The sequence below is a fragment of the Peribacillus sp. NJ11 genome (assembly GCF_030348405.1).
Taxonomy (GTDB): domain Bacteria; phylum Bacillota; class Bacilli; order Bacillales; family DSM-1321; genus Peribacillus.
In genome coordinates this window covers 4,149,168-4,170,385 of the sequence record NZ_JAUCFO010000001.1, presented here as the reverse complement: position 1 = coordinate 4,170,385, position 21,218 = coordinate 4,149,168, and the positions used below count along the sequence as shown (strand labels likewise).

26 protein-coding genes are annotated in these 21,218 nt (G+C 38.9%); 23 read left to right on the top strand and 3 right to left on the bottom strand.

All coding sequences use genetic code 11. The features are described from left to right. Positions 1–8: 8 nt before the first annotated feature. The 9 genes from QUF86_RS20485 to QUF86_RS20445 all read left to right on the top strand — a co-directional run bounded on the left by QUF86_RS20485 (position 9) and on the right by QUF86_RS20445 (position 8,541). Positions 9–791 carry an enoyl-CoA hydratase gene (locus QUF86_RS20485; RefSeq protein ID WP_289335441.1) on the top strand — a complete coding sequence of 261 codons (783 nt, stop codon included), beginning with the start codon at positions 9–11 and terminating at the stop codon, positions 789–791. 23 nt (positions 792–814) lie between these two features. Further along, positions 815–2,344, top strand: a complete 1,530-nt coding sequence (locus QUF86_RS20480) for an acyl-CoA carboxylase subunit beta (protein WP_289335440.1) — start codon at positions 815–817, stop codon at positions 2,342–2,344. A gap of 193 nt (positions 2,345–2,537) precedes the next feature. Then, positions 2,538–3,302, top strand: coding sequence for an NUDIX domain-containing protein (locus QUF86_RS20475; RefSeq protein WP_289335439.1), 765 nt, complete (start codon positions 2,538–2,540; stop codon positions 3,300–3,302). 15 nt (positions 3,303–3,317) lie between these two features. Further along, on the top strand, positions 3,318–3,869 hold the full coding sequence (locus tag QUF86_RS20470) for a cysteine hydrolase family protein (protein ID WP_289316550.1): 552 nt from the start codon (positions 3,318–3,320) through the stop codon (positions 3,867–3,869). Positions 3,870–3,930: 61 nt separating this feature from the next. Continuing rightward, positions 3,931–5,400, top strand: a complete 1,470-nt coding sequence (locus QUF86_RS20465) for a nicotinate phosphoribosyltransferase (RefSeq protein WP_289335438.1) — start codon at positions 3,931–3,933, stop codon at positions 5,398–5,400. A gap of 34 nt (positions 5,401–5,434) precedes the next feature. Next, complete coding sequence (nadE, locus tag QUF86_RS20460; protein ID WP_202310774.1) at positions 5,435–6,265, top strand: ammonia-dependent NAD(+) synthetase; 831 nt, start codon at positions 5,435–5,437, stop codon at positions 6,263–6,265. Positions 6,266–6,407: 142 nt separating this feature from the next. Next, complete coding sequence (locus QUF86_RS20455) at positions 6,408–7,433, top strand: serine hydrolase domain-containing protein (RefSeq protein ID WP_289335436.1); 1,026 nt, start codon at positions 6,408–6,410, stop codon at positions 7,431–7,433. Positions 7,434–7,682: 249 nt separating this feature from the next. Then, a complete protein-coding gene (locus QUF86_RS20450; RefSeq protein WP_289335435.1) occupies positions 7,683–7,898 on the top strand; it encodes a hypothetical protein in 216 nt (71 codons plus the stop codon). Positions 7,899–8,244: 346 nt separating this feature from the next. Next, positions 8,245–8,541: a hypothetical protein gene (locus tag QUF86_RS20445; RefSeq protein WP_289316545.1), complete on the top strand. Its 297-nt coding sequence runs from the start codon at positions 8,245–8,247 to the stop codon at positions 8,539–8,541. Positions 8,542–8,695: 154 nt separating this feature from the next. Here QUF86_RS20445 and QUF86_RS20440 read toward each other — a convergent pair whose 3' ends face one another. Beyond that, positions 8,696–9,106 (bottom strand): hypothetical protein, encoded by a 411-nt coding sequence (locus QUF86_RS20440; RefSeq protein WP_289316544.1) that lies wholly within the window; start codon positions 9,104–9,106, stop codon positions 8,696–8,698. 452 nt (positions 9,107–9,558) lie between these two features. On the opposite strand from QUF86_RS20440, the gene QUF86_RS20435 reads away from it, so the two are divergent. From QUF86_RS20435 to bla, 9 genes are all read left to right on the top strand, one after another. Beyond that, positions 9,559–9,807: a hypothetical protein gene (locus tag QUF86_RS20435; protein WP_289316543.1), complete on the top strand. Its 249-nt coding sequence runs from the start codon at positions 9,559–9,561 to the stop codon at positions 9,805–9,807. A gap of 241 nt (positions 9,808–10,048) precedes the next feature. Further along, positions 10,049–10,477 carry a DUF5082 domain-containing protein gene (locus tag QUF86_RS20430; protein ID WP_289316542.1) on the top strand — a complete coding sequence of 143 codons (429 nt, stop codon included), beginning with the start codon at positions 10,049–10,051 and terminating at the stop codon, positions 10,475–10,477. Further along, entirely contained in the window at positions 10,477–10,758 is a 282-nt protein-coding gene (locus QUF86_RS20425) for a YwqI/YxiC family protein (protein ID WP_289316541.1), read from the top strand. Before QUF86_RS20430 ends, QUF86_RS20425 begins: the two co-directional genes overlap by 1 nt. Before the next feature lie 5 nt (positions 10,759–10,763). Next, entirely contained in the window at positions 10,764–12,848 is a 2,085-nt protein-coding gene (locus QUF86_RS20420; RefSeq protein ID WP_289335434.1) for a T7SS effector LXG polymorphic toxin, read from the top strand. Beyond that, complete coding sequence (locus QUF86_RS20415; protein WP_289316535.1) at positions 12,848–13,336, top strand: hypothetical protein; 489 nt, start codon at positions 12,848–12,850, stop codon at positions 13,334–13,336. Before QUF86_RS20420 ends, QUF86_RS20415 begins: the two co-directional genes overlap by 1 nt. 304 nt (positions 13,337–13,640) lie before the next feature. Then, positions 13,641–13,952, top strand: a complete 312-nt coding sequence (locus QUF86_RS20410) for a DNA/RNA non-specific endonuclease (protein WP_289318388.1) — start codon at positions 13,641–13,643, stop codon at positions 13,950–13,952. A gap of 1 nt (position 13,953) precedes the next feature. Continuing rightward, positions 13,954–14,364: an immunity protein YezG family protein gene (locus QUF86_RS20405; protein WP_289335433.1), complete on the top strand. Its 411-nt coding sequence runs from the start codon at positions 13,954–13,956 to the stop codon at positions 14,362–14,364. A gap of 281 nt (positions 14,365–14,645) precedes the next feature. Continuing rightward, positions 14,646–14,831: a DNA/RNA non-specific endonuclease gene (locus QUF86_RS20400; protein WP_289335432.1), complete on the top strand. Its 186-nt coding sequence runs from the start codon at positions 14,646–14,648 to the stop codon at positions 14,829–14,831. Between the two features lie 541 nt (positions 14,832–15,372). Beyond that, positions 15,373–16,155 carry a subclass B1 metallo-beta-lactamase gene (gene bla / locus QUF86_RS20395; RefSeq protein WP_289335431.1) on the top strand — a complete coding sequence of 261 codons (783 nt, stop codon included), beginning with the start codon at positions 15,373–15,375 and terminating at the stop codon, positions 16,153–16,155. A 374-nt stretch (positions 16,156–16,529) separates the two neighbouring features. Here the strand turns inward: bla and QUF86_RS20390 are convergent, their stop codons facing one another. Then, positions 16,530–16,775 (bottom strand): hypothetical protein, encoded by a 246-nt coding sequence (locus QUF86_RS20390; protein ID WP_289316531.1) that lies wholly within the window; start codon positions 16,773–16,775, stop codon positions 16,530–16,532. Positions 16,776–17,466: 691 nt separating this feature from the next. On the opposite strand from QUF86_RS20390, the gene QUF86_RS20385 reads away from it, so the two are divergent. The 4 genes from QUF86_RS20385 to QUF86_RS20370 all read left to right on the top strand — a co-directional run bounded on the left by QUF86_RS20385 (position 17,467) and on the right by QUF86_RS20370 (position 18,767). Further along, a complete protein-coding gene (locus tag QUF86_RS20385) occupies positions 17,467–17,676 on the top strand; it encodes a hypothetical protein (RefSeq protein WP_289316530.1) in 210 nt (69 codons plus the stop codon). Positions 17,677–17,845: 169 nt separating this feature from the next. Then, positions 17,846–18,037, top strand: coding sequence for a M15 family metallopeptidase domain-containing protein (locus QUF86_RS20380; protein WP_289335430.1), 192 nt, complete (start codon positions 17,846–17,848; stop codon positions 18,035–18,037). Between the two features lie 145 nt (positions 18,038–18,182). Next, entirely contained in the window at positions 18,183–18,410 is a 228-nt protein-coding gene (locus tag QUF86_RS20375) for a M15 family metallopeptidase (protein WP_289335429.1), read from the top strand. 87 nt (positions 18,411–18,497) lie between these two features. Then, the gene (locus QUF86_RS20370) at positions 18,498–18,767 is read left to right on the top strand and encodes a peptidoglycan-binding domain-containing protein (RefSeq protein ID WP_289335428.1); all 270 of its coding nucleotides are present in this window, start codon (positions 18,498–18,500) and stop codon (positions 18,765–18,767) included. A gap of 111 nt (positions 18,768–18,878) precedes the next feature. On the opposite strand, the gene QUF86_RS20365 is transcribed toward QUF86_RS20370, so the two are convergent. Then, positions 18,879–19,193, bottom strand: a complete 315-nt coding sequence (locus QUF86_RS20365) for a hypothetical protein (protein WP_289335427.1) — start codon at positions 19,191–19,193, stop codon at positions 18,879–18,881. A 278-nt stretch (positions 19,194–19,471) separates the two neighbouring features. Between QUF86_RS20365 and QUF86_RS20360 the strand changes: the two genes are divergently transcribed. Continuing rightward, positions 19,472–21,076 (top strand): phosphodiester glycosidase family protein, encoded by a 1,605-nt coding sequence (locus QUF86_RS20360; protein WP_289335426.1) that lies wholly within the window; start codon positions 19,472–19,474, stop codon positions 21,074–21,076. Positions 21,077–21,218 lie beyond the last annotated feature (142 nt).

The following is a 21,218-nucleotide window of genomic DNA, read 5'->3' as shown; positions in this document are numbered from 1 at the left end:
TGGAATTTATGACTTCATTAGTTGAAATCAGTCATGAGGAAAAGGGAATTGCCATCGTGACTTTGAATCGTCCGGATGCTGCTAATGCTCTATCTACAGAACTGCTTCATTGCTTAGTCGAAGGGCTGTATGAATTGAAAAGAGATTCCAATTTACGAACGGTCATTTTAACGGGAGCAGGTGAAAAGGCGTTTTGTGCAGGTGCGGATCTTAAGGAACGAGCAGGTATGAATGATGATAAAGTCAGGGAGACAGTCAAGTTGATTGGTGACACGATTACGGCTGTAGAAAACCTTCCAGTCCCAGTCATCGCTGCAATTAACGGTTCGGCTTTTGGCGGAGGGCTGGAGTTGGCACTCGCTTGTGACATACGCATCGCATCGGAAACGGCAAAGGTGGGACTGACGGAAACGGCATTAGGAATCATCCCAGGCGCCGGCGGTACTCAGCGGCTGCCGCGGATAGTCGGAATGCCGACAGCGAAAGAACTGATTTATACGGCAAGGAGGTTGGATGCAAAAACCGCACATGCCTTGAAAATCATCAGTCATGTATATCCGCCCCAACATTTACTTGAGGAAGCGAAAAAATTGGCTGGGGAAATTGCGGTCAATGCCCCATTAGCACTCAGGGCTGCAAAAGCGGCGATCAATCAAGGGGCTGAGACTAATTTGAAAACAGGATTGCAAATTGAAAAAGACTGCTATCAGACAACTTTAAAAACCCGTGACCGACTAGAGGGTCTGTCAGCATTCAAGGAAAAGCGCAAACCGGTTTTTAAGGGCCAATGATTTCAATTGAAGGAGGAACAGGGATGGTAACGACGGATAAACTAACTGAAACGGTTGAAACGATTAAAAAAGGCGGTTTAGAAAAATATCATCAAAAAAACGCTGAAAAAGGAAAGCTTTTCGTCCGTGAACGGCTAGAGCTGCTTTTCGATGAAGGGGTTGAAATAGAGGACGCTTTCTTTGCTAATTGTGCCAGTGATGGATTACCTGCTGATGGTGTAGTTACAGGCATCGGGAAAATCAATGGTCAGAGGGTCTGTGTCATGGCCAATGATTCGACTGTAAAAGCTGGTTCCTGGGGAGCAAGGACCGTCGAGAAAATCATTCGCATTCAGGAAACAGCTGAAAAGTTGCAGTTGCCCCTTCTTTATTTAGTCGATTCTGCTGGGGCACGAATTACGGATCAAGTAGAAATGTTTCCGGGGCGCCGCGGAGCAGGACGCATCTTTTACAACCAAGTGAAGTTATCAGGAAAAGTTCCGCAAATTTGTCTATTGTTCGGTCCGTCTGCCGCAGGCGGGGCATATATCCCAGCTTTTTGTGATATTGTCGTAATGGTTGAGGGAAATGCATCCATGTACTTAGGTTCACCGAGAATGGCAGAAATGGTCATTGGCGAAAAAGTGAGTGAAGAGGAAATGGGCGGGGCGAAAATGCACTGTTCTGTTTCAGGATGCGGGGATGTGCTTGTTAAGTCGGAAGAAGAATCCATCGCGTTTGCACGCCGATACTTAAGCTATTTTCCAGGAAATTATCAAGAAAAGCCTAAAGCCACAACGCCTGAGCTGCCTGCAGATTTCGAAAAAACATTGGAAGAACTGATTCCAAAAAATCAGAATGCAGCCTTTAATATGTATGACCTGATCGATAGGATCATAGACAGGCAATCGTTTTGTGAAATCAAGAAGCTATTTGCTCCTGAATTAATTACTGGGCTTGCAAGGTTAAATGGGCAAACGATAGGGATCATTGCCAATCAGCCGCGAGTCAAGGGCGGCGTCCTGTTCCATGATTCAGCCGATAAGGCAGCCAAGTTCATCAATTTATGTGATGCTTTCCATATACCGTTGTTGTTCCTGGTGGATATTCCTGGATTCATGATCGGGACGAAGGTCGAACGGGCAGGCATCATTCGCCATGGTGCGAAAATGATATCGGCCATGAGTGAAGCCACGGTCCCAAAAATTTCAGTCATTGTCCGTAAGGCTTATGGGGCTGGACTTTACGCGATGGCCGGTCCCGCTTTTGAACCGGATTGCGTTCTTGCCTTACCGACGGCATTGATTGCGGTCATGGGGGCAGAAGCTGCGGTCAATGCAGTCTATGCGAATAAAATCAATGCCATGGAACCAGAAGAGCGCCCGGCATTCATCGAACAGAAGCGCAATGAATACAATGAAGACATTGATATCTACCGCTTAGCCTCCGAGATGATTGTTGATGGCATCATCCAGCCAAATGACCTGCGTGATGAATTGTGCGCCAGGTTTGAAGCATATAGCAGTAAACAATTGACATTCACCGATCGTAAACATGGAGTCTATCCTGTCTAATTAATTCAAAAAAAAGCCCGGTCATGATGACCGGGCTATTTATCTTGTGTTAAAATAAATGACTTTTCAAATAATAAGAAAATTTTTTTCCATTTAGAGTTGCTAAATCACACAAGGAAGAGTACTATAATTAGTAATTAATGATTTACTAATTACTTGATCCCATACTTAGTGAAAGAAAGTGAGAGTTGCCATGGTTCAGCAGGAAAAAAAGAAATATATTACTCCAGATGGATACACAGCTGATATTGCGATCTTTACTATAACTTCGAAGAAAACGGCAGAGAAAGCCCCGCCTGAAATGTTTTTGAAGTTATTATTAATCAAACGCGCAACAAAAGATAAAGAAGGACGCCCAAATGTCGAAGGAGATAAATGGGCTTTGCCCGGAGGCTTTGTCAATGCTGGCGAGACTGCCTATGAAGCAGCTAAACGAGAATTAAAAGAAGAAACGGGCGTAGCTGGATTCCATGTCAAGCATTTCGGGGTCTATGACCGGCCAGGACGCGATCCCAGGGGATGGATCATATCCAATGCTTTTTATGCAATTGTCCAGGAAGAGTATCTTCATCAAAGAAAAGCGAATGACGATGCAGCCGAGGTTGAATTGTTCACGATACAGGAAGCCTTACGATTAGAGCTTGCATTTGATCATCATACAATCATTAACGACGCGATGAACTTAATGAAAAAAGAAATGGTGCAAACGACGATAGCCCAAAAATTCCTGCCGGATGAATTTACTCTTTCTGAACTGCAACGGGTTTTGCTGACAGCTAGAGATGATGCAAAAATCAGCGCAGATTCACTTTTTTATGCTAAAGCCCCTAAACTCCCGTTCTTGGAAAAAGTCTTGGATGAAAAGGGTATGCAAAAGAAAACGAAACGTAATTCGTATCGGCCTTCACAACTTTACCGATTTAATGCAGAGGTTGTCATGGACTCTATTTATTACTAAGGGGGGAATAGTGAAATGGGTAAAAAGGCATTGATCAATATCGATTATACGTATGACTTTGTGGCAGACGGAGGTTCATTGACCTGCGGGAGGCCAGGCCAGGATATCGAGAAGGCACTTGTCAGCATAACAAAGGAATTTATCAAACAAGGCGAATACACAGTCTTCGCGATTGACTTACATGAAGAAGGAGACCGCTTACATCCTGAATCGAATTTGTTTCCACCGCATAATATTAGCGGTACAATGGGTAGAGACCTATATGGGGCGTTAAAAGAAGAGTATGAAACAAATAAAAATCAAAAGAATGTTCATTATATAGATAAAACGCGTTATTCGGCATTTGCAGGAACGGACCTAGATATCCGCCTAAGGGAACGCCACATTACTGATGTATATTTAGTCGGGGTTTGTACAGATATCTGTATTTTGCATACGGCAATCGACGCTTATAATCTAGGCTATAAAATCTTTGTATATGAAAATGCAGTGGCCTCGTTCAATGATGCCGGTCACCATTGGGCGCTTGGACATTTTAAAGGATCTCTTGGAGCCACCATTCTATAATAACGATTCACGCAACAGAATAGAAGGGAAGCGAATGCTTCTCTTTTGGGAGGAACTATCCATGGAAAAAAAGTACAACGACGACAGTTACGCATTACACACTGACCTTTACCAGATAAATATGGCCCAAACTTATTGGCAGGACAAAACACATGACCGAAAGGCAGTTTTCGAGATATTTTTCAGAAAGCTTCCATTTAATAGCGGATATGCGATTTTTGCGGGACTTGAAAAAATTGTCCATTACCTTCAAAACTTTTCCTTCTCGGAAAGTGATATCGACTATTTAAAAACGGACCTGCACTACGATGAAGAATTTTTGAAATATTTGCAGAACATCCGTTTCACGGGAGAGATCCGTTGCATGAAAGAGGGAGAGCTCGTCTTCGGCAATGAACCGATTTTACGGGTGGAGGCACCGCTTGGCGAGGCTCAACTCATAGAAACGGCGTTGCTTAATATTGTGAACTATCACACACTTGTTGCAACAAAAGCTTCGCGCATCAAACAGGTCATCGGTGAAGAATCTGCCCTTGAATTCGGTTCAAGACGGGCGCAAGAAATGGATGCTGCAATTTGGGGAGCGAGAGCGGCCTATATTGCCGGCTTTGATTCCACTAGTAATGTACGTGCTGGAAAGCTGTTCGGCATCCCGGTTTCAGGAACGCATGCCCATTCCATGATCCAAGCTTATAAAGATGAATATACGGCTTTCCATAAATACGCTGTTTCCCATAAAGACTGTGTATTCTTGGTTGATACCTATGATACATTGCGTTCCGGCATCCCGAATGCAATCCGTGTTGCCAAGGAACTGGGCGATAAAATCAATTTCATTGGCGTCCGTCTTGACAGCGGTGATTTAGCTTACTTATCTAAAGAAGCACGACGTATGCTTGATGCTGCAGGCTTCCATGATGCGAAGATTGTCGCTTCCAATGACTTGGATGAATATACGATCATCAACCTTAAGCAACAAGGAGCAAGAATTGACATTTGGGGCATCGGAACCAAATTGATTACGGCTTATGACCAGCCAGCGCTCGGTGCTGTTTATAAAATGGTTTCAATAGAGGGCGAAGATGGGAATATGAGAGATACCATCAAAATTTCTTCTAATCCTGAAAAGGTTACGACACCTGGCTTAAAACGAGTATATCGAATCATCAACAAAGTGAACCATCACGCTGAAGGTGATTATTTGGCGATGGAATATGAGAAGCCGCAGGAACAGGAAAAATTAAAAATGTTCCATCCGGTCCATACCTTCCTAAGTAAATTCGTCACGGATTTCGATGCGGTTGATCTGCATGTGGATATTTTCAAGGATGGCAGCTTGATTTATGAATTGCCAACCATAGATGAAATCAAGGCCTTCACGCAAAAAAATCTTCAAGTATTATGGCCGGAGTACCTTCGTGCACTTAATCCAGAGGAATATCCGGTAGATCTAAGCCAGGATTGTTGGGATAATAAAATGAGGAATATAGATGAAGTTAAAGCCAATGTAGAAAGAATGCTAACGAAATGACCAATCTATTTTATTAGAAAGCGGGGCTTTGCCAATGCGTCCATTACAAAAAGAAATCGTAAAAAAATTACTTGTCCAACCAACGATCGATCCTGAAGTCGAATTCAGGAAAAGTGTTGATCTATTAAAAGGGTATATGAAGAAAAATACGTTTCTGAAAAGCTTTGTACTTGGAATATCTGGTGGTCAAGATTCAACACTGGCGGGGTATATTGCCCAAACCGCTGTCAATGAATTGAATGAAGAAACGAATGGCAGCGACTATAAGTTTGTTGCTGTAAGCTTGCCATATGGAGTACAGGCTGATGAAGATGACAGGCAGCTGGCTTTAAAATTCATCAAGCCAAGCCAAACGGTTACAGTCAACATCAAGGAAGCGGTGGATGCATCAGTAAAAGCTGTGGAAGAAGCAGTTTCTGAAAAGCTATCGAATTTCTTAAGGGGAAATGTCAAAGCACGAGAGCGAATGAAGGTACAATATGATTTAGCCGGACTTTATAAAGGCGTCGTGCTTGGTACGGACCATGCAGCTGAAGCGATCACAGGATTCTTTACGAAACATGGTGACGGTGCAGCGGATATCATTCCATTATACCGCTTAAATAAAAGGCAAGGAAAAGAAATCCTGAAATTCGTCGGTGCTCCTGAGCGTCTTTATACGAAAATACCAACGGCCGATTTAGAAGATGACAAACCGTTACTACCTGATGAAGTGGCTTTAGGCGTTAGCTACGATGAAATCGATGATTACCTTGAAGGCAAGGAAATCAGGACGGAAGCTGCCGAAATCATCGAAGGATGGTATACAAAAACCGAACATAAACGCAATGAAGCCATAAACGTTTATGATACTTGGTGGAAATAAAAGAACGTGTGAAGCCGAGACATGTTAAAGAAATTTAACACCTGCATCTCTTAAGGTGCGGGTGTTTTTTTACAAGACCATTACTATCACCTTTGCTAACACATCAGTAATAAAAAATTTTACCAGCAAAGGGGAAAACTAAATGTCGACTCTACATATGGATTTATCCAGGCTTATTAAAGAAACAAGCAAGGAAATTGATTTCTCGGGTGTAATTGGTGTGAAAGTGGGAGATGATCTGATCCATAGCTCAGCACATGGCTATTCCAATCGATCGGATGAGATTATGAATACGACTGAAACAAGGTTCGGAATTGCTTCTGGGTGTAAACTGTTTACCGCGATTGCCATTTGCCAGTTAATACAAAAAGGGAAACTTAGCGTTGAGTCTAAACTTCAAGACTGTCTTCCGATGGTGTTTCCTAATTTCCATCAAAATGTAACCATACATCACCTCTTAACACACACTTCGGGCATTCCTGATTACTTTGATGAAGAAGTGATGGAGGATTTTGAAGAGCTATGGCAGAAAAATCCGATGTACCATATAAAAAGATTAAATGATTTCCTGCCAATGTTTCAAGATGGCGTGATGATGTTCCAACCCGGGGGAAGATTTCATTATAATAATGCTGGCTATATTGTCTTGGGATTGATTGTTGAGGAACTGACCGGACTCGAATTTTCTGAATATATCAATAAAAATATCTTTCTGCCTTGTGAAATGAAGAATTCTGGTTATTTTTCCATGGACCAGCTTCCTAAAAATACTGCATTAGGGTACATTGACGAAGAAAATGGAGCATGGAGAACGAATGTTTATTCCCTTCCGATCAAAGGTGGAGCGGATGGAGGGGCGTATATTTCCACAACAGATATGTTCAGGTTTTGGGAGGGGTTATTTTCCAATCAGTTACTGAATCAAGAATATACCAATCTTTTATTGGAACCCCATATTTCTACGGGAGATGAAGGGGAATACTATGGGTATGGTATATGGATTAGTAAAAAAAATGACGGGATATTCAAATTTTATATTATGGGATATGACCCCGGTGTAAGTTTCCATTCTGCGGTATATCCGGCAAATCGGATGAAAACGGTCATTGTTTCAAATGAAAGCATGGGTCCATACGATATTGCCCGCGCAATCGAGAAAGAATTATAAACAAATGAAACCATTACGATAGGGAAAGGTTCCATCCTTCATTTAAATACCTAGTTTAAAAAGCGCTATCCTAATTACTCGAATCAAATACGGAACAGTGCAAAAAATAGCCCCTAATCGTTGTAAATATAGGTTTTCTACAAATCGACAAAATAGTGCTGAAAGAGAAATGGAAGGAATACCATAGTGAAATTGACCCTCATGCCTTATGTTATAATATGGTATTAAGATAATTTGAGGGGGATATGTATGGTTTCTTCTTTATTTATAATAATAGTAGTTGGCATTATAGTCCTGATTGGTTACAGAATAATTTTTAAAAAGAAAACGCCTTCTAACATGTATACACCATACGATGACATGTTAATGGGGAAAAAAGAAGATGTTAAAAGAGAACACCCGGTACAAGATACAAAACATAATTTTGAATATGAAGAAAAATGCAATGAAGACAAGACCGTTTAAACGGTCTTGTCTTATTTAAGGAGGGAGTTATAACTAATGAAAATAACATTTTCTAATTTTATACCTATATAGATATTGTTCTCATGCAAGCCAAGCTGACCGGAAATGCACAAAACAAATTAAAGAGAAAATATTTGGACTGAAAGACTCATCGCATACCTTTGTGGCGTGAGATGACCCTTTTTTAAAACTATAGTCTGAAACGTCATTCCGTATATAGGGAAAGAAGCTTTTATAGACCTAAAATATCAAACAAAGGATTTGTATATTTAGATATCTTGAAGTAGAGTATATTTAATATACATTATTCTAACCGGTATTTTCCGATGGAGGTTCTTTTTACGTTATGAAGGCAAGATATGAACTCGCGAACATGAACTTAACAGTAAGCAATGTGACTTTACGTAATGCAGCGGATAGTTATGTCCTCTTGAAAGCTGCAGATGATCAAAATAATAATGAAATCACGATCAAGCTTTCCCATGGTCAAGCGGAGTTTCTGGAAGCGGAATTACGTGAAGTAAATCGCCGTCGCAGGGAAAATAGTTCTGAAATATCCGGAAATGATCAAGAACGAATTAATGACGACGATTCTTTTAATCTGTTTAGCATTGATTTATTCAATGAAAGTGAACCGAAGTAATTGATAGCATATGTTTATTTTACCCCGCCTCAAATCCGCTTCTCTGTAACCTTTCCAATCTGATTTAAGATGATGCTACAGAGAGTTTATCATTGCCGATGCAAAATCCTGATTGAATGTCCATAAGGAAAATCTTAAGTAAGGTGACCTATCGTTACCTTTTTTTTGATTGCTTGAAAAAATTCTTCACTAAAAGGAATATGGATGATAGTACAGCAAAAACCATGAAAAATACGATGAACCCCCAAAGACCTATAGCCGCATCTTGAAATTCCATATTCCCTCTGCTGGTAAGGGCTTGCTGTATTTCAATGGCAAATACTAAAACAACCATGACAGTAAAGGTATAAAGGAAAGAGAGTATCGTAATCCCAAAACGCATCCGGGAAATTAAATTAGATAAAAATAACACGAACAAAAATATGATGATACCGATGATTCCCATTATCCAAAAATGCAGATCTTTGTCCGTTGCATTTGAATTTAATGTGTCACTCACAAAGAATAGGATGAAATCGTGAAGATTATTGACGACTTCCGCTAATATCTGGATGATTTCTTTCATTTTTCACACCTCCAATCCTTAGATTATAGCAGGTTATAAATCTATATAGAAGAGGGCTGGTTTTCAGGGGGGGAAAAGCTGACCTTAAATTAACGTAATATGCGATCATAAACATGCTAAGGCGAGTATATCTTCTACTATGTAAGTGTTTCATTCTTTCGCGTTTTATTGGGAAACATAAGAAAAGCATAAGTGATGACTTGGAAAGTCAAGACATGCAATGACAGCTAAATAAAGGTATAGTTAATGGTGAATAGATCAATCAAAATACATAGAAAAATAAAGAATAAGTTTTTTCATGGAAAGTAGGTGTACCTATTTCCAATATTTTAATGCCTATAGCGATCTTAGTGATGATTGTTTTGATCGGTTTCTTTATTTATAAGGATAGTAAAGAATAATTTGTATGATCTTATCCTTACTCAATGTTTTCATGGTTGGAGGAAAAAAGAATGAATGATGTACATAATCATGTGTTAACGGTAATTGATTTTATGAAAACCGGACACAAAACTTGCTTTGTGAAAGTAATCGGTTTTGATGCTGAATCCGGACAGAGTTTTGAAGGCGAAGTTAAATTTGTCGGTGATTTGCCTTTTGGAGATCTGATACATCCTCAACGGTCACATCTATCTTCTACTTGCAGGGAGTTTGTTCAGGGTGATTTGATGAACAGATATAGTCTGGGGCAGTTTGAATAAAGTGGTTGAAATTTTAATAGGGGATCTAACGAGGTGGCATTTTTTACTTATTGTTTAAAATTGGTAAAATTCAGGGTATAAAGAATATGGTATGTATGAAACTTTTGTATGCCAAACTTCTCTTTTAACTGATAAAATAGCATATTTTTCCCTATTTAACTCTCGGACTATAATCCTTATAATGTAAATAAGAAAAATATGACAGTTAGTGTAGGAATATACTGTTTTTGAGGTGAGTTTCATGGTATATGCAGATATATTGAGTAATATACACTCTGCTATCTCCGGTAAAAAAGCTGATTTAAATGTGCAAATTGAACGTTTGGTAAATGCGAAAAACGATATTATAAGAGAACAGAGTATGTGCCTTAACGAGATCAGGAAAATAAAAGACCCTGAGCTAGGTGGCAGCTGGACAGGTCAGCGCTCAGATCATTTTCAGGAAGCCCGTAATGATGCCTATAATGTGATGTTCAGTATCATTCATGACGATTATGACGATTACCAATGGAAAATCGAAGCGATGATTACAAAGCTAAATGCCGAGAATACGCTTCTGAGCATAGCGGGGAATATAGCCCAAGAAGCCGACCACCTTTTAAGTAAAGGCGAAGAGGCATTTGAGCAGCTGGAAAGCAAAATATCAGATTTAAAAAGGCGGTTGTTTTAATGACGACAATCAAACTGAATCATCCTGCCGTAACGAAGCAAGTCGATCAGGTGAAGACGGCACTTGGTACAGTCACGCTTGGAAATCTGCCGGCAAGCGAACTTGGCAACAATAAATTGGAATTCACCTCGAAATGGATCGATCGGGAAACGAACCTGGAGAAGGTCTTTGAGCAATATATCAAAATCGTCCAGAAAAATGTCGAAGATACCCGTGCCAACATTGATTTATTAAAAGAACAGGATGAAGCCATCGCCCATACGTCTTCACATGGGTATTAGCCGCGATGAAAATATATGAAGCCAAGACATTGACGGCCGCAACCAAGTCGCGTGCCAAGCAATATGAAGAATTAAAGAAAGAAGTCGCAGCCCTGAAAAAGGAATTTCAGGGCATCGTTGGCTTGGATAATGAGTTTCAAGGTGCTGGTGCCACCGCCATCAAAAGCTTCTATGAAGCGCAAATCGAGGTGGCGGACGCCTGGATGGAACTTTTCACTACCCAAATCAGTTTTTTGGAAGGCATTCCAGCCAGCCTGGAAGAGGCGGATCTATCCGGAAATACGGTGGTCGAGGTTCCCTTTTTAGATGGCGAAGTCTCGACCGGCATTAACCAAGCGAAGTCGCTTGTCGATGAACAAGCGAGCGATCTTCAAAGAATCCTGAACAGCATTGACGATATCCTTCCTCTTGATATGTTCAACCAAAATGACTTTAATGAAAAAATCACGCTGGCCGGACAGAGACTGGATGACACCGTGACAAAGGTCGAGAATGTCGACCGGCAATTGGTCGAGGAATATGATGTGTCCGTCGGGCAGGAAAACGTGGCCGTTGGCCTCTTCCGCGCCTTGCTTGATGCCACCAAACAGGACGGCAACGTTTCGCCGATGACGTTCAACCAATCGGCATTTAAGAATAGTGACGTCTATCAAGTAAAGGATGAAGTCGCCGGTCAGATGAAAGACTATCAGACCTTCAAAAAGCAACAAGCCGAAGCCCAGAAAATCGAACGTGAAATGGAAGAACTCGAAAACCGCCCGTGGTATGAAAAAGCCTGGGATACCACAAAAACCTTTACAGGGGAATTCACGGGATATTATGATTCTATCAGAGCCTCAACCGGAGTCGATCCAGTAACGGGCCGCAAGCTGTCCGATGCCGAACGAATCGCCGCCGGCGCCATGGCCGCCGCTGGATTCATCCCCGTCGTCGGCTGGGCCGGCCGGGCCATCAAAGGCGGCAGCGCCCTATACAAAACGGCTAAAGGACTCAACGCAGCGAACCACGCGCTTGATGCCTATAAAACGACAAAAGGCTTTAGCCTCCTCCAGAAAACCGAATACGGAATCTACGGACTCCTCGCAGCCAATGGCCTCGGCGAAGCAGTCACAGGCAAAGACATGTTCGGCAATCAACTAACCGAGGAACAGCGCCAAAACGGCCTGTTGATGGCACTCGGAATCGGCGGTGTGGCAGGTGCGGCGAAGGTCGCAGATAAAGTAGCGAGTGGTACAAAGTTCATTCCTTACAGCAAGGAATTTGCGCAAAAGCAGGTACAGAAGGTTCAAGCTACAATAACAGACATAGCGAAATCAGGAAAAACCACGTTAAAAAATATAGGTGAAGAACTAGGTAAAAAGGAAATTCCTAAACGTATCAGTGTGGAACAAGTTTCCCTCGCAGGAGGACCAAGCCTTCCCCAAGTTGTAATGGAAAAGCAGACAATTAAGGAAGCCTATCAGAAATTTACGGTGAAGGATAGAAAAGTAGAGGGTGTTTCAGGGAAGAGTGTTCCTAAGGGTACGGGTGAAGTTAAAAGGCTTATTCCTGGTAGTCCTGGAAAGGTGACAGGAGGTAGTTCTACAAAATTAGGGAAAAATATGTTTGAAGAAATGGGTCTACCTAAAACTACAAAAAGAACGCCTTATCAAGCACAACATATTATTCCAAAGGAATTTAGAAGTCATCCTGTATTAATAAAAATAGGAATGGATATGGACGATGCCTCAAATGGATTTTTTCTTCGAGTACCTGATGCTGATATTAGTACAACTTCTAGACATAAAGGATATCACTCAGTTTATAGTAATTTTGTAAGAAAAAAATTAGACGAAATAGATGTTAGTCAAGATATATCTAAAATAGAAATGCAAGTTTTTGAATTGCAACAAAAGTTAAGAACACTTCAAGAAAAGGGATTACCATTATACATGAAAGATGCTTATCTTGAAATTGAGCTTAAGAGGATAAAAGAAATTGGGTTGGAACAGTATAAAATTGAAAGAATGGAAAAGGAGATTGTAACCCCTGTATGGAAAAGAGGAGGGGGAGCAACAGTCGACCTATGGGAAAGGTGGTATAATAAGTAATGAATTATGGTATATATAATAATTTTGTTGAAGAAGTGATACAGTTTTCGAAAAATTTTCAAGGAGAACTTCCTAATAATATTTCAGATAAAATTGTTTTTATTAATGATATAAAAACAGCAGAGCACTTAGCTTATGATGAAATATTTGGTGAAGACGAATATAATTGGAAAGATATCAGGGAATTAGAAATGAGTGAAGTTTGGGGTAGTTATTATGCAATGCCAGAAGATGAAAAGCCGGAGGGATTGGAAGCATTATTAGAAATAATCTCTAAGAATGTAAGAGAAAGCCCATTTGAATATAATATATTTTATAACGATGTTGTGGCTGATCTTACTAATTGTGCTATCAATAGAGCAATAAACGGAAAGAATAGTTCCTTTTTTGAAGAATTATTTGACATATATCAATTCGGTGCTTTTCCTTGCGGTTGGAATGGTGATTATCCAGATGGGAAAATTGTTGCGTATAAATTGAAAAAATGAATAGAGTATTTTAGAAGAATACCTTAAGAAAGAATAACGGTGGACAAGAAAAGCTTGTTCTTTTGTATGACCTTAACGCAAAAGTTAAGGTCTTTTCATTGTTGATATGAATATGTACCATAAAACAGATAATTTAGGTAGGATTTCAAAATTTGAAACAGAAAATTTACAATTAACAAAGAGAGACCTTAAAACCAAATGTAGAGTATACAACAAAAGAAGGATATAAATATACCACTGATGATAATGGGCGTATTGCGATTGCTGAAGCTAAATTAGAATTGGGTAAAGCAAAACGAAATCCATAGCCCAAAGAAAGGTTGGAGGAGACGATAGACTATCAAACGATGATGGTGGACATTTAATAGCAAGTGTCTTTAAAGGTTCTGGTGAAATTGATAACTTAGTACCTATGAATGCTACTTTAAATAGGAGTGAATATAAGACTCTAGAAAATACATGGAAGAAGGCTTTATTAGAGGGTAAAGAAGTAACTATTAAAGTAAAACCAATATATGAGGCGCATTCAGCTAGACCGAGTGAGTTTAAAATCAACTATGCAATAGATGGTAAAAAATATTCAGATAGATTAACTAATTATTTAGGAGGTAAGTGAGATGGAAACCAAAATAATGGAGCAGACATATCAACAAATTGCGAATACATTAGTAAATATAATTCCAGAGGATTGGAAACAAATCTTTTTATACGCTGAGTATAGAGAAGGTTATAAAAAAGTTTTTTTCTACTATTACCCTGAAACTGGAGGGGAACCAGTATATAGTTTAGATATAACTGATTTATTTAATGTTGATGAGGAAGAGTTTGAGGGGCTTGATAATGAATTGTATAATTGTTTTTCGAGATTGCACGAAGAATTTAAGGAGCAAGAACAGGAACTATGGACTAACCTAACTTTCATTTTAGATAACACAGGAAAAATGAAAATGAATTATGGATATGAGGATATCTCGGAACTTAGCCCTGTAGAAAAACAAGATAAAAGGGAAGCTGAATATCTAAACTAAATTTATATAATGAAACCTTGAAATGCTTTTTTAACCCCTTGATTGGCTAAATACCTTTCAAGGTTTCTTTTTTTTTGGGGGCTACCTAGTGCCGAATAAATAGTTTGGTACTAAGAGAGTATAGATAACACTTGCTTATTTATACTGTTTGACAAAAATTTATCTTACAGAAGTTTGCGGTGAAGAGTGAAGGTGGTAAGGGTACAGGCAAAGTAGTGCTAGCAAGAGGATAGATTGAAATTACAAAAGTGGAGTATGGAAAGCATTATACAAGAGAGCGAATGAAGAAAGTTTTAAAACCGAATATTGAATATACATTCCCTGGTGGTCATGTATATAAAACGGACGAAAAGAATCGTATAACAAGTGTCGAAGGGTCTCTCGACTTAGGCAAACGAAACAATTATGCACAGCGGATTGCTGGAAGAGAAGAAAACTTGCCAGATGATCAAGGGGGCCAAAAATAGGACGTCAATTAAATTTTATTAATCGAAAAATATATGTTAAAACCAAGAGCCTATAATGGAATCTGTATAAGGGTACTCATAGAAAACTACATTGCCTTTTTTGAAAAGGTGATTCTCTTTGAAATGCTTAATCCAAGAAGATACAACCATAATGAGGTGTTGAAACAATATAAGTATGACAAGTACGAACGATAGCATACACAAAGAAGGATCAATTAGCCCCCGCCATCATCAAAACATAGAGTATAAAATTGACGATAGTCGTTGGGAGTTAAGAACATTGAAAATAGAGCAGGGGGATAAAAAATAAAATGAATCAAAACTAGATGATTATTATAAACTCGAGGAAATCGAACAATTTTGGAAACCGGCAAAAAAAACAGAAAATCCATGAAGCACAAGCCTAAAAGCATATTCGCAACAGCTCCTCCGTCAATCAGAGGAGCTGTTGTTTTGCGATTAATAAAACGTCATATATATTTGAACTAAAATTTGGAAGTGTATATAATTCTATAAATATAGTAGCGAAAGGAAGAATTATATGAAAAAGTTAAAAAAAGGATTTTTAATCGTTTTAGCAAGTGTTTGTTTTTTACTCTTAAACATTTCGACACCGGTTTCAGCTCATGAATCCAAATCAAAACAAACGGTTATAACCAGTGAAGATGGAACAGTGGTTTTAACTAGAATAAAAAAAGATGTATGGGTTCATACAACCTATACGGAAATCAGTGGTAATAAGATTGGTGCGAATGGTTTGGTTCTTAATACTTCAAAAGGAATCGTCTTAGTCGATGCAACATGGGACGATACGCTGGCAAAGCAATTATTGGATATGATTAAAAAGGAATTCAAAAAACCTGTAAAGCTGGCTATAATTACGCACCACAAATACGATAGAATTGGGGGTATACAGACATTATTGGATCAAAAAATAAAAACAATAAGTACTCCTGAAACTGCAAGATTGGCAAAAGAGTTCAACTATCCTATGCCCGATCCTTCCCTGGATTCAATGGCATCAACTTTAAAAGTTGGAAATATGAAAATCGAAACATACTTCCCGGGAGAAGCCCATACTTCTGATAACATGACAATATGGCTTCCAAAGTATAACTTATTATTTGGTGATATGATTTTCGCGCTGGAACAAAAAAATTCCGGGATCATTGATGGAGCCAACATGGAAGCATGGCCAAATACGATGAAGAATTTAATGTATGTATATAATGATACGAAAATCGTTATTCCAGGCCATAAAACTTGGGGGGATTTCAGTTTGCTTCCACATACATTGGAAATTGTCCAGAAACATGGAAAATGAAATAAATCGCATTCACTTCTAAACTTTTAGCAACTTGTCCACACCTTCGATTAGTCCATGCATATACAATAGTAAGGAGGGTGTTAGGATGGAGATAAATTGTTGTTATGTAGAAAAATGTTTTGAGAACAATGACCCCAGTACAATATGGTTTCCTGGAAAGCGCTGTAAATGTAAAAAATGCAAAAAAACAAGCACCGTTTTTATTAATCACTAAAAGAATGAAGCAACTGTAAGGCAGTTGTTCTACAGGGCAGTCCTAGTGGCTGCCTTCTTTATTTGGACACACAGATAGCGGCGATAGATGTGAGCCTGATTTATACGATCCATAAAGATGAAAAAACACTTAAAGATGATGGCTAAGTGTTCATCGGTTAATCTTTCTTAAGGATTTGCCTGCTTTGCTGAATGATTTCATTATTTTTATTAATGGCTTCCACATTGTTTAACTTAACATGGTCATTGATCAATTCATTGTCTTCCATATATTCTAGTAACAATTCGACGGATTTATCCAACAATCTTTCCAGTGGGATACCCCTTTCATCTGCTAAACGAGTGAGCCTCATGTTTAAATGAGAAGCGAGTGAAGAAACGAATGGATCTCTACCATCGTTCATTTACATTCCCCCTTCAGCTTTAATAGCTCCATTATATGATGGAAAGGATTGGAAGGCAAAAATATGGAAGAAAATGAATGGAAATAATGGAAAGCTGGTTATGGATTGGTGAATTGTACTGGGAGCTGGATGATTTTTGGATTGGAAGCTGTCAATTTATTATTTATATTACGTGATTTTAATAATTATTTTGCGTAAAAAATAGAAGCTACCCATAATAAGTTAACAGCAACCTGTCCTTGATAATTAGCCTTTTGAAAGTCTAATCTGTTCTAGAGTGTAAACTCTTTTTAGAAAACATATTGTAGAGAGCAGAGATTAGGAGGGATTTAGAAGAGTATTGACTGATTATGTGTTGTTTAATTTATCTATTTTATAATCATGTTAGAAACGCAACAAAAAATATATAACCCCTATTTTATGTATATTTGAATAGATAAAATAAGGGTTTTTATAATGGGTAACTTAAACTTCTCCCTTTTTCTGCTCAGATTCTTCAATATTGTTTTACCACATCTTTAAGCAATTTTCTGATGACTAATTGGAGCTATTAAAAATTTTGCTAGCTTCAGTATTTAGCGCAAAATAATTATCATATTGCGCAATTTAAATAATAAATTGATATCGGACGAAACATCTTTTGTTTTTCCTGTATAATAATACTATATTTTACATTTGGGAGGAATTATTTATGGACCAAGCCAGCAGTTTAATAGGGCTTTTTGCAATCATACCTATATTGTTTTATCTGGGACTTATTGTATTAAGTGTGTATTTCATAATTAAGATAATTAAATTCATCAATGCAAAGACAAGATTAGATCAAGAAAGAAATGAAAAGCTGGATGAGTTGATAAGAGTTATTGGTAAAGATAAAGAAGATCAAAATAAGCCTTTATAATAGAACAAAAGCACAATCCATTAAGGGTTGTGCTTTTGTTATTTTACCAGAATTATATGAATGATGAACCCATACTAGGTCAACATAAAAGGGCACTTTTTTTGTAACGTCAAGGTAGGTGTACAAGCATTTCCTAATAAGTACAATAACATATTAGGAGGTGATTAAATTGACAGTTAAATTAGAAACTTTATTGGATCGTTCGGAAAAGAATATGGGCAGCGGTATTCATCCAGTCGTAAAAGAATCAGCATTGGAAATGGTTAAACGAGCATACCAAGAAGGTATCTTCGTGCAAATCAGCGCAGGTTATATCGGTCTATGGAAGAGCAAGCAAAGCTATATGGTCAAGGTCGCCTAGGTTATAACTACGATGGTAAAAACTATAGTGATTTATCGAAACCGAGAGTGACCAACGCGATTATTTCATAGTCAGCGATGATGGAAAGAATGGCATATGGACAGTTGATTCAAAATGGAAACGGGTAGCGGCTATTGGTAAATCTTTGGGCTTTGCATGGGGAGGGGATTGGTCAAGCTTTAAAGATTATCCGCACTTGGATATGACGGGTGGACTAACTTATTCTCAGTTAAAAGCGGGAACAAAGCCTAGACTAATATCAAAAGTGAATGGAACCACTCCAGCAACACAAGTCGAATCCGATGTCATTGTAAAAGATACGCCTGCAAAGGACAGCGGCAATCAGACTATCAAGTCCATTCAAAGGACATAAAATAGCCGTTACAATGCCAAAATAGATGTGGATGGTTATTATGGGCCTGATACTAAAAAAGCGCTGATCAAGGGTTTTCAAACCGAATTGAATAAACAATATGGTGCAAAGATTAATGTTGATGGAATATGGAGACCCCAAACAAAAGCGGCTTCACCCATTGTTAGGGAAGGGGCGAAAGGGAATATCACCTATATCCTTCAAGCTGCACTTTATATGGAAGGACATAATCCGCACGGCATAGATGGTATCTTTGGAAGTGGAACGGAAATAGCGTTCAAGGCATTTCAAAGGGCCACTGGAATACCTGCAGACGGGATCGCCGGTGAAAATTCCTTTGCAAAATTATTTGGATGATATATGAAATGGAATAGAAATATAATGCTTGAAGCAATTAGCTTAGCAAAAAGCCCTAAAAATGAGGAATTTTTTTGTATGAATGAAAAAGGATTTTTATAATAGCAGTTTTTAAAAGTAAATATCCCAATCGTTTAAGAATCGAAGTATAAGAAAAGTAAGAATACATATCGGGACAAGAAATGTAACCGCATTTACGATATGAAAGTACTTTAATGCGGAATGCTTTATTCCTTTGACTTTAATTACTAAATAGAAGAATGATAAGGTTGCGATCAATGGGCATAACAAGCCAAAATCAGTTAAGATACTTGAAATTGGATAGTTCATAGAACTAAGTCCAATGAGGAATGAAGCAAGGCAGATCACATTGATAACCGACAAAATGGTTGGTATCAACAACACGTTCTTTTTTACTGTCTCCATAAATTTCACCTCCAAATTGATAATCCCATTTTATAATATCCACTGATCAAGTAGCAAAGCAAGATGAAGGCTTTGTTAAAAGTAAAGGTTGATTTACTATGTACAAAGAGAAAGTATCCAAAATTCTGTCCTTTACAAATGTGAATAGTAATATTTATCGAGTATTTATACTCATTTTTATTCACTAAAAATTGACTGAAATATAATAGTTCTTTTGAATTTCCATAATATTTAAACAATAAAGTTAAAGGATGACATAACTTTATTGGAGGGAAAAAATGAAGAATTTATGGAATAAGGCAATTTTGCCTATCGCTTCTATTAGTTTAGCTTCTGTGATGGTCGTAAATACCATTCCGGAAACTCTAGTTCAAGCAAATTCGACTGTTCAATCACAAGTGCAAATCAAAAATCATGTACTTCCGCTGGGAACGCCTAATTTGCATGAGCAAAGAACTTCAATGAATCCAGCACCAGGAGTTACGTATACCAAAATCAATCGTGGTGAAACATCTTCAAAAGACTTTTTCACAGTGGATGTGGCATTTGTAGAAACACATGAACAGGCAAAAAGCTTGTTGGCAAATTTAAAGAAGGATGGTTTCAAAAATGCTCGTATCATTAGAGAACAGAATCGGGCCATGGATGATCGCGAAAAAGATCCACTTGGATACATAGTTCGCGTCGGGCAATATCAGCTGGAAGCGGATGCAACCGAAATGAGAAAAAAGTTATCGGAAAAGGGATATACGGGTCACCGGAATGTGTATACGGGTGAGGACGGAGAGAAAACAACAGGACCATGGGTAGTAAACGTCCTTGAAGTGGATCAGGATCGTTTTCAAGGGCAATTGATGCCTGAATTAGCAAATGATGCTGTGACAGGGAAAGAAACATTGACCCAAATGGCTGACAGAAATGATGGCATTGCTGGAGTTAATGCCGGTTACTTTGTTGTAGGAGAAAAGGATGGAACACCAGGCGATCTTGCCGGTATATTTGCCAGTAATGGACAGCTTGTCAGTGAAGCGATTAATGGCCGTTCAGCTCTGATTTTATCTTCTGTTGAAAAGAAGGCAGACATTGCTTCTGTTTCCACGTCAATTCAGGCCACTTCATCTGATGGTGCGGTTAGAGAAGTGGATGGATTAAACCGGAAGCCAGGATTAATCCGTAATTGTGGCGGTGTTGGAGGGGACACCACTACAGAACGGCCGAAACATGATTTTACTTGTAAGGATGAAAGTGAACTTATCCAATATACTTCCGTATTTGGAGAAAAGACAGAATCGGGTAACGGTGTGGAAGTGGTAGTAAATCATGCCGGAAAAGTAGTGGAAATTCGTAACCAGCGTGGGGGAGACATTCCAAGCAGCGGTTCTGTTTTTGCAGGAACGGGGGAAGCAGCAGTGTGGCTTCGTGACCACGCCCAACAAGGGATGAAGATTCAGGTGAAGAGTGAAATCGTTGGGGATGGAAAGCTAATGGAATTAGACCAAACCACCAACATGATTAATGGAGGTCCTCGATTATTGGAAAACGGAAAAATTTCCATTAATGCCGTAGAGGAAGGCTTTCACTGGGAAGAAGATCCTGGGTTTTATTATCGTTTTGGGGAACGTCGTAATCCTAGAACGCTTGCAGGAATCAAGGAAAATGGCAATCTATTATTTGTCACCATCGATGGACGCGCACCTGGCTGGAGTGTGGGGGCTAATTTTGAAGAAAGTGCGAAAATCATGAAGTCATTAGGAGCCGTCGATGCCATCAATCTTGATGGCGGCGGATCGACCACCATGACAGTTGGGGATGATCGAGTCACAAGACCATCCGATGCAGCAGGTGAACGCCCAATTGCCGACGGAATATTGTTAGTAGAATAATGGATTGGCCATGTAGTGAGGTTAATCTTAAATTGATTTTGAAACCAAAGAAAATGAATATTTTTACATTTCAATGTTCTTGAAATGTAAAAATATTCAACTCAAGGAACTCATCAATCAAAAAAAGCACTTAACCTAAATG

Excerpts from the sequence above, each read along its gene's own strand:
- QUF86_RS20365 (WP_289335427.1), bottom strand. The coding sequence starts at position 19,193 with ATGGAGACAGTAAAAAAGAACGTGTTGTTGATACCAACCATTTTGTCG.
- QUF86_RS20405 (WP_289335433.1), top strand. The coding sequence starts at position 13,954 with ATGGAAACCAAAATAATGGAGCAGACATATCAACAAATTGCGAATACA.
- QUF86_RS20385 (WP_289316530.1), top strand. The coding sequence starts at position 17,467 with ATGGACCAAGCCAGCAGTTTAATAGGGCTTTTTGCAATCATACCTATA.
- QUF86_RS20360 (WP_289335426.1), top strand. The coding sequence starts at position 19,472 with ATGAAGAATTTATGGAATAAGGCAATTTTGCCTATCGCTTCTATTAGT.
- QUF86_RS20470 (WP_289316550.1), top strand. The coding sequence starts at position 3,318 with ATGGGTAAAAAGGCATTGATCAATATCGATTATACGTATGACTTTGTG.
- QUF86_RS20425 (WP_289316541.1), top strand. The coding sequence starts at position 10,477 with ATGACGACAATCAAACTGAATCATCCTGCCGTAACGAAGCAAGTCGAT.
- bla (WP_289335431.1), top strand. The coding sequence starts at position 15,373 with ATGAAAAAGTTAAAAAAAGGATTTTTAATCGTTTTAGCAAGTGTTTGT.
- QUF86_RS20475 (WP_289335439.1), top strand. The coding sequence starts at position 2,538 with ATGGTTCAGCAGGAAAAAAAGAAATATATTACTCCAGATGGATACACA.
- QUF86_RS20415 (WP_289316535.1), top strand. The coding sequence starts at position 12,848 with ATGAATTATGGTATATATAATAATTTTGTTGAAGAAGTGATACAGTTT.
- QUF86_RS20445 (WP_289316545.1), top strand. The coding sequence starts at position 8,245 with ATGAAGGCAAGATATGAACTCGCGAACATGAACTTAACAGTAAGCAAT.
- nadE (WP_202310774.1), top strand. The coding sequence starts at position 5,435 with ATGCGTCCATTACAAAAAGAAATCGTAAAAAAATTACTTGTCCAACCA.
- QUF86_RS20390 (WP_289316531.1), bottom strand. The coding sequence starts at position 16,775 with ATGAACGATGGTAGAGATCCATTCGTTTCTTCACTCGCTTCTCATTTA.
- QUF86_RS20455 (WP_289335436.1), top strand. The coding sequence starts at position 6,408 with ATGTCGACTCTACATATGGATTTATCCAGGCTTATTAAAGAAACAAGC.
- QUF86_RS20480 (WP_289335440.1), top strand. The coding sequence starts at position 815 with ATGGTAACGACGGATAAACTAACTGAAACGGTTGAAACGATTAAAAAA.
- QUF86_RS20465 (WP_289335438.1), top strand. The coding sequence starts at position 3,931 with ATGGAAAAAAAGTACAACGACGACAGTTACGCATTACACACTGACCTT.
- QUF86_RS20430 (WP_289316542.1), top strand. The coding sequence starts at position 10,049 with ATGGTATATGCAGATATATTGAGTAATATACACTCTGCTATCTCCGGT.
- QUF86_RS20450 (WP_289335435.1), top strand. The coding sequence starts at position 7,683 with ATGGTTTCTTCTTTATTTATAATAATAGTAGTTGGCATTATAGTCCTG.
- QUF86_RS20420 (WP_289335434.1), top strand. The coding sequence starts at position 10,764 with ATGAAAATATATGAAGCCAAGACATTGACGGCCGCAACCAAGTCGCGT.
- QUF86_RS20435 (WP_289316543.1), top strand. The coding sequence starts at position 9,559 with ATGAATGATGTACATAATCATGTGTTAACGGTAATTGATTTTATGAAA.
- QUF86_RS20485 (WP_289335441.1), top strand. The coding sequence starts at position 9 with ATGACTTCATTAGTTGAAATCAGTCATGAGGAAAAGGGAATTGCCATC.
- QUF86_RS20440 (WP_289316544.1), bottom strand. The coding sequence starts at position 9,106 with ATGAAAGAAATCATCCAGATATTAGCGGAAGTCGTCAATAATCTTCAC.
- QUF86_RS20400 (WP_289335432.1), top strand. The coding sequence starts at position 14,646 with ATGAAGAAAGTTTTAAAACCGAATATTGAATATACATTCCCTGGTGGT.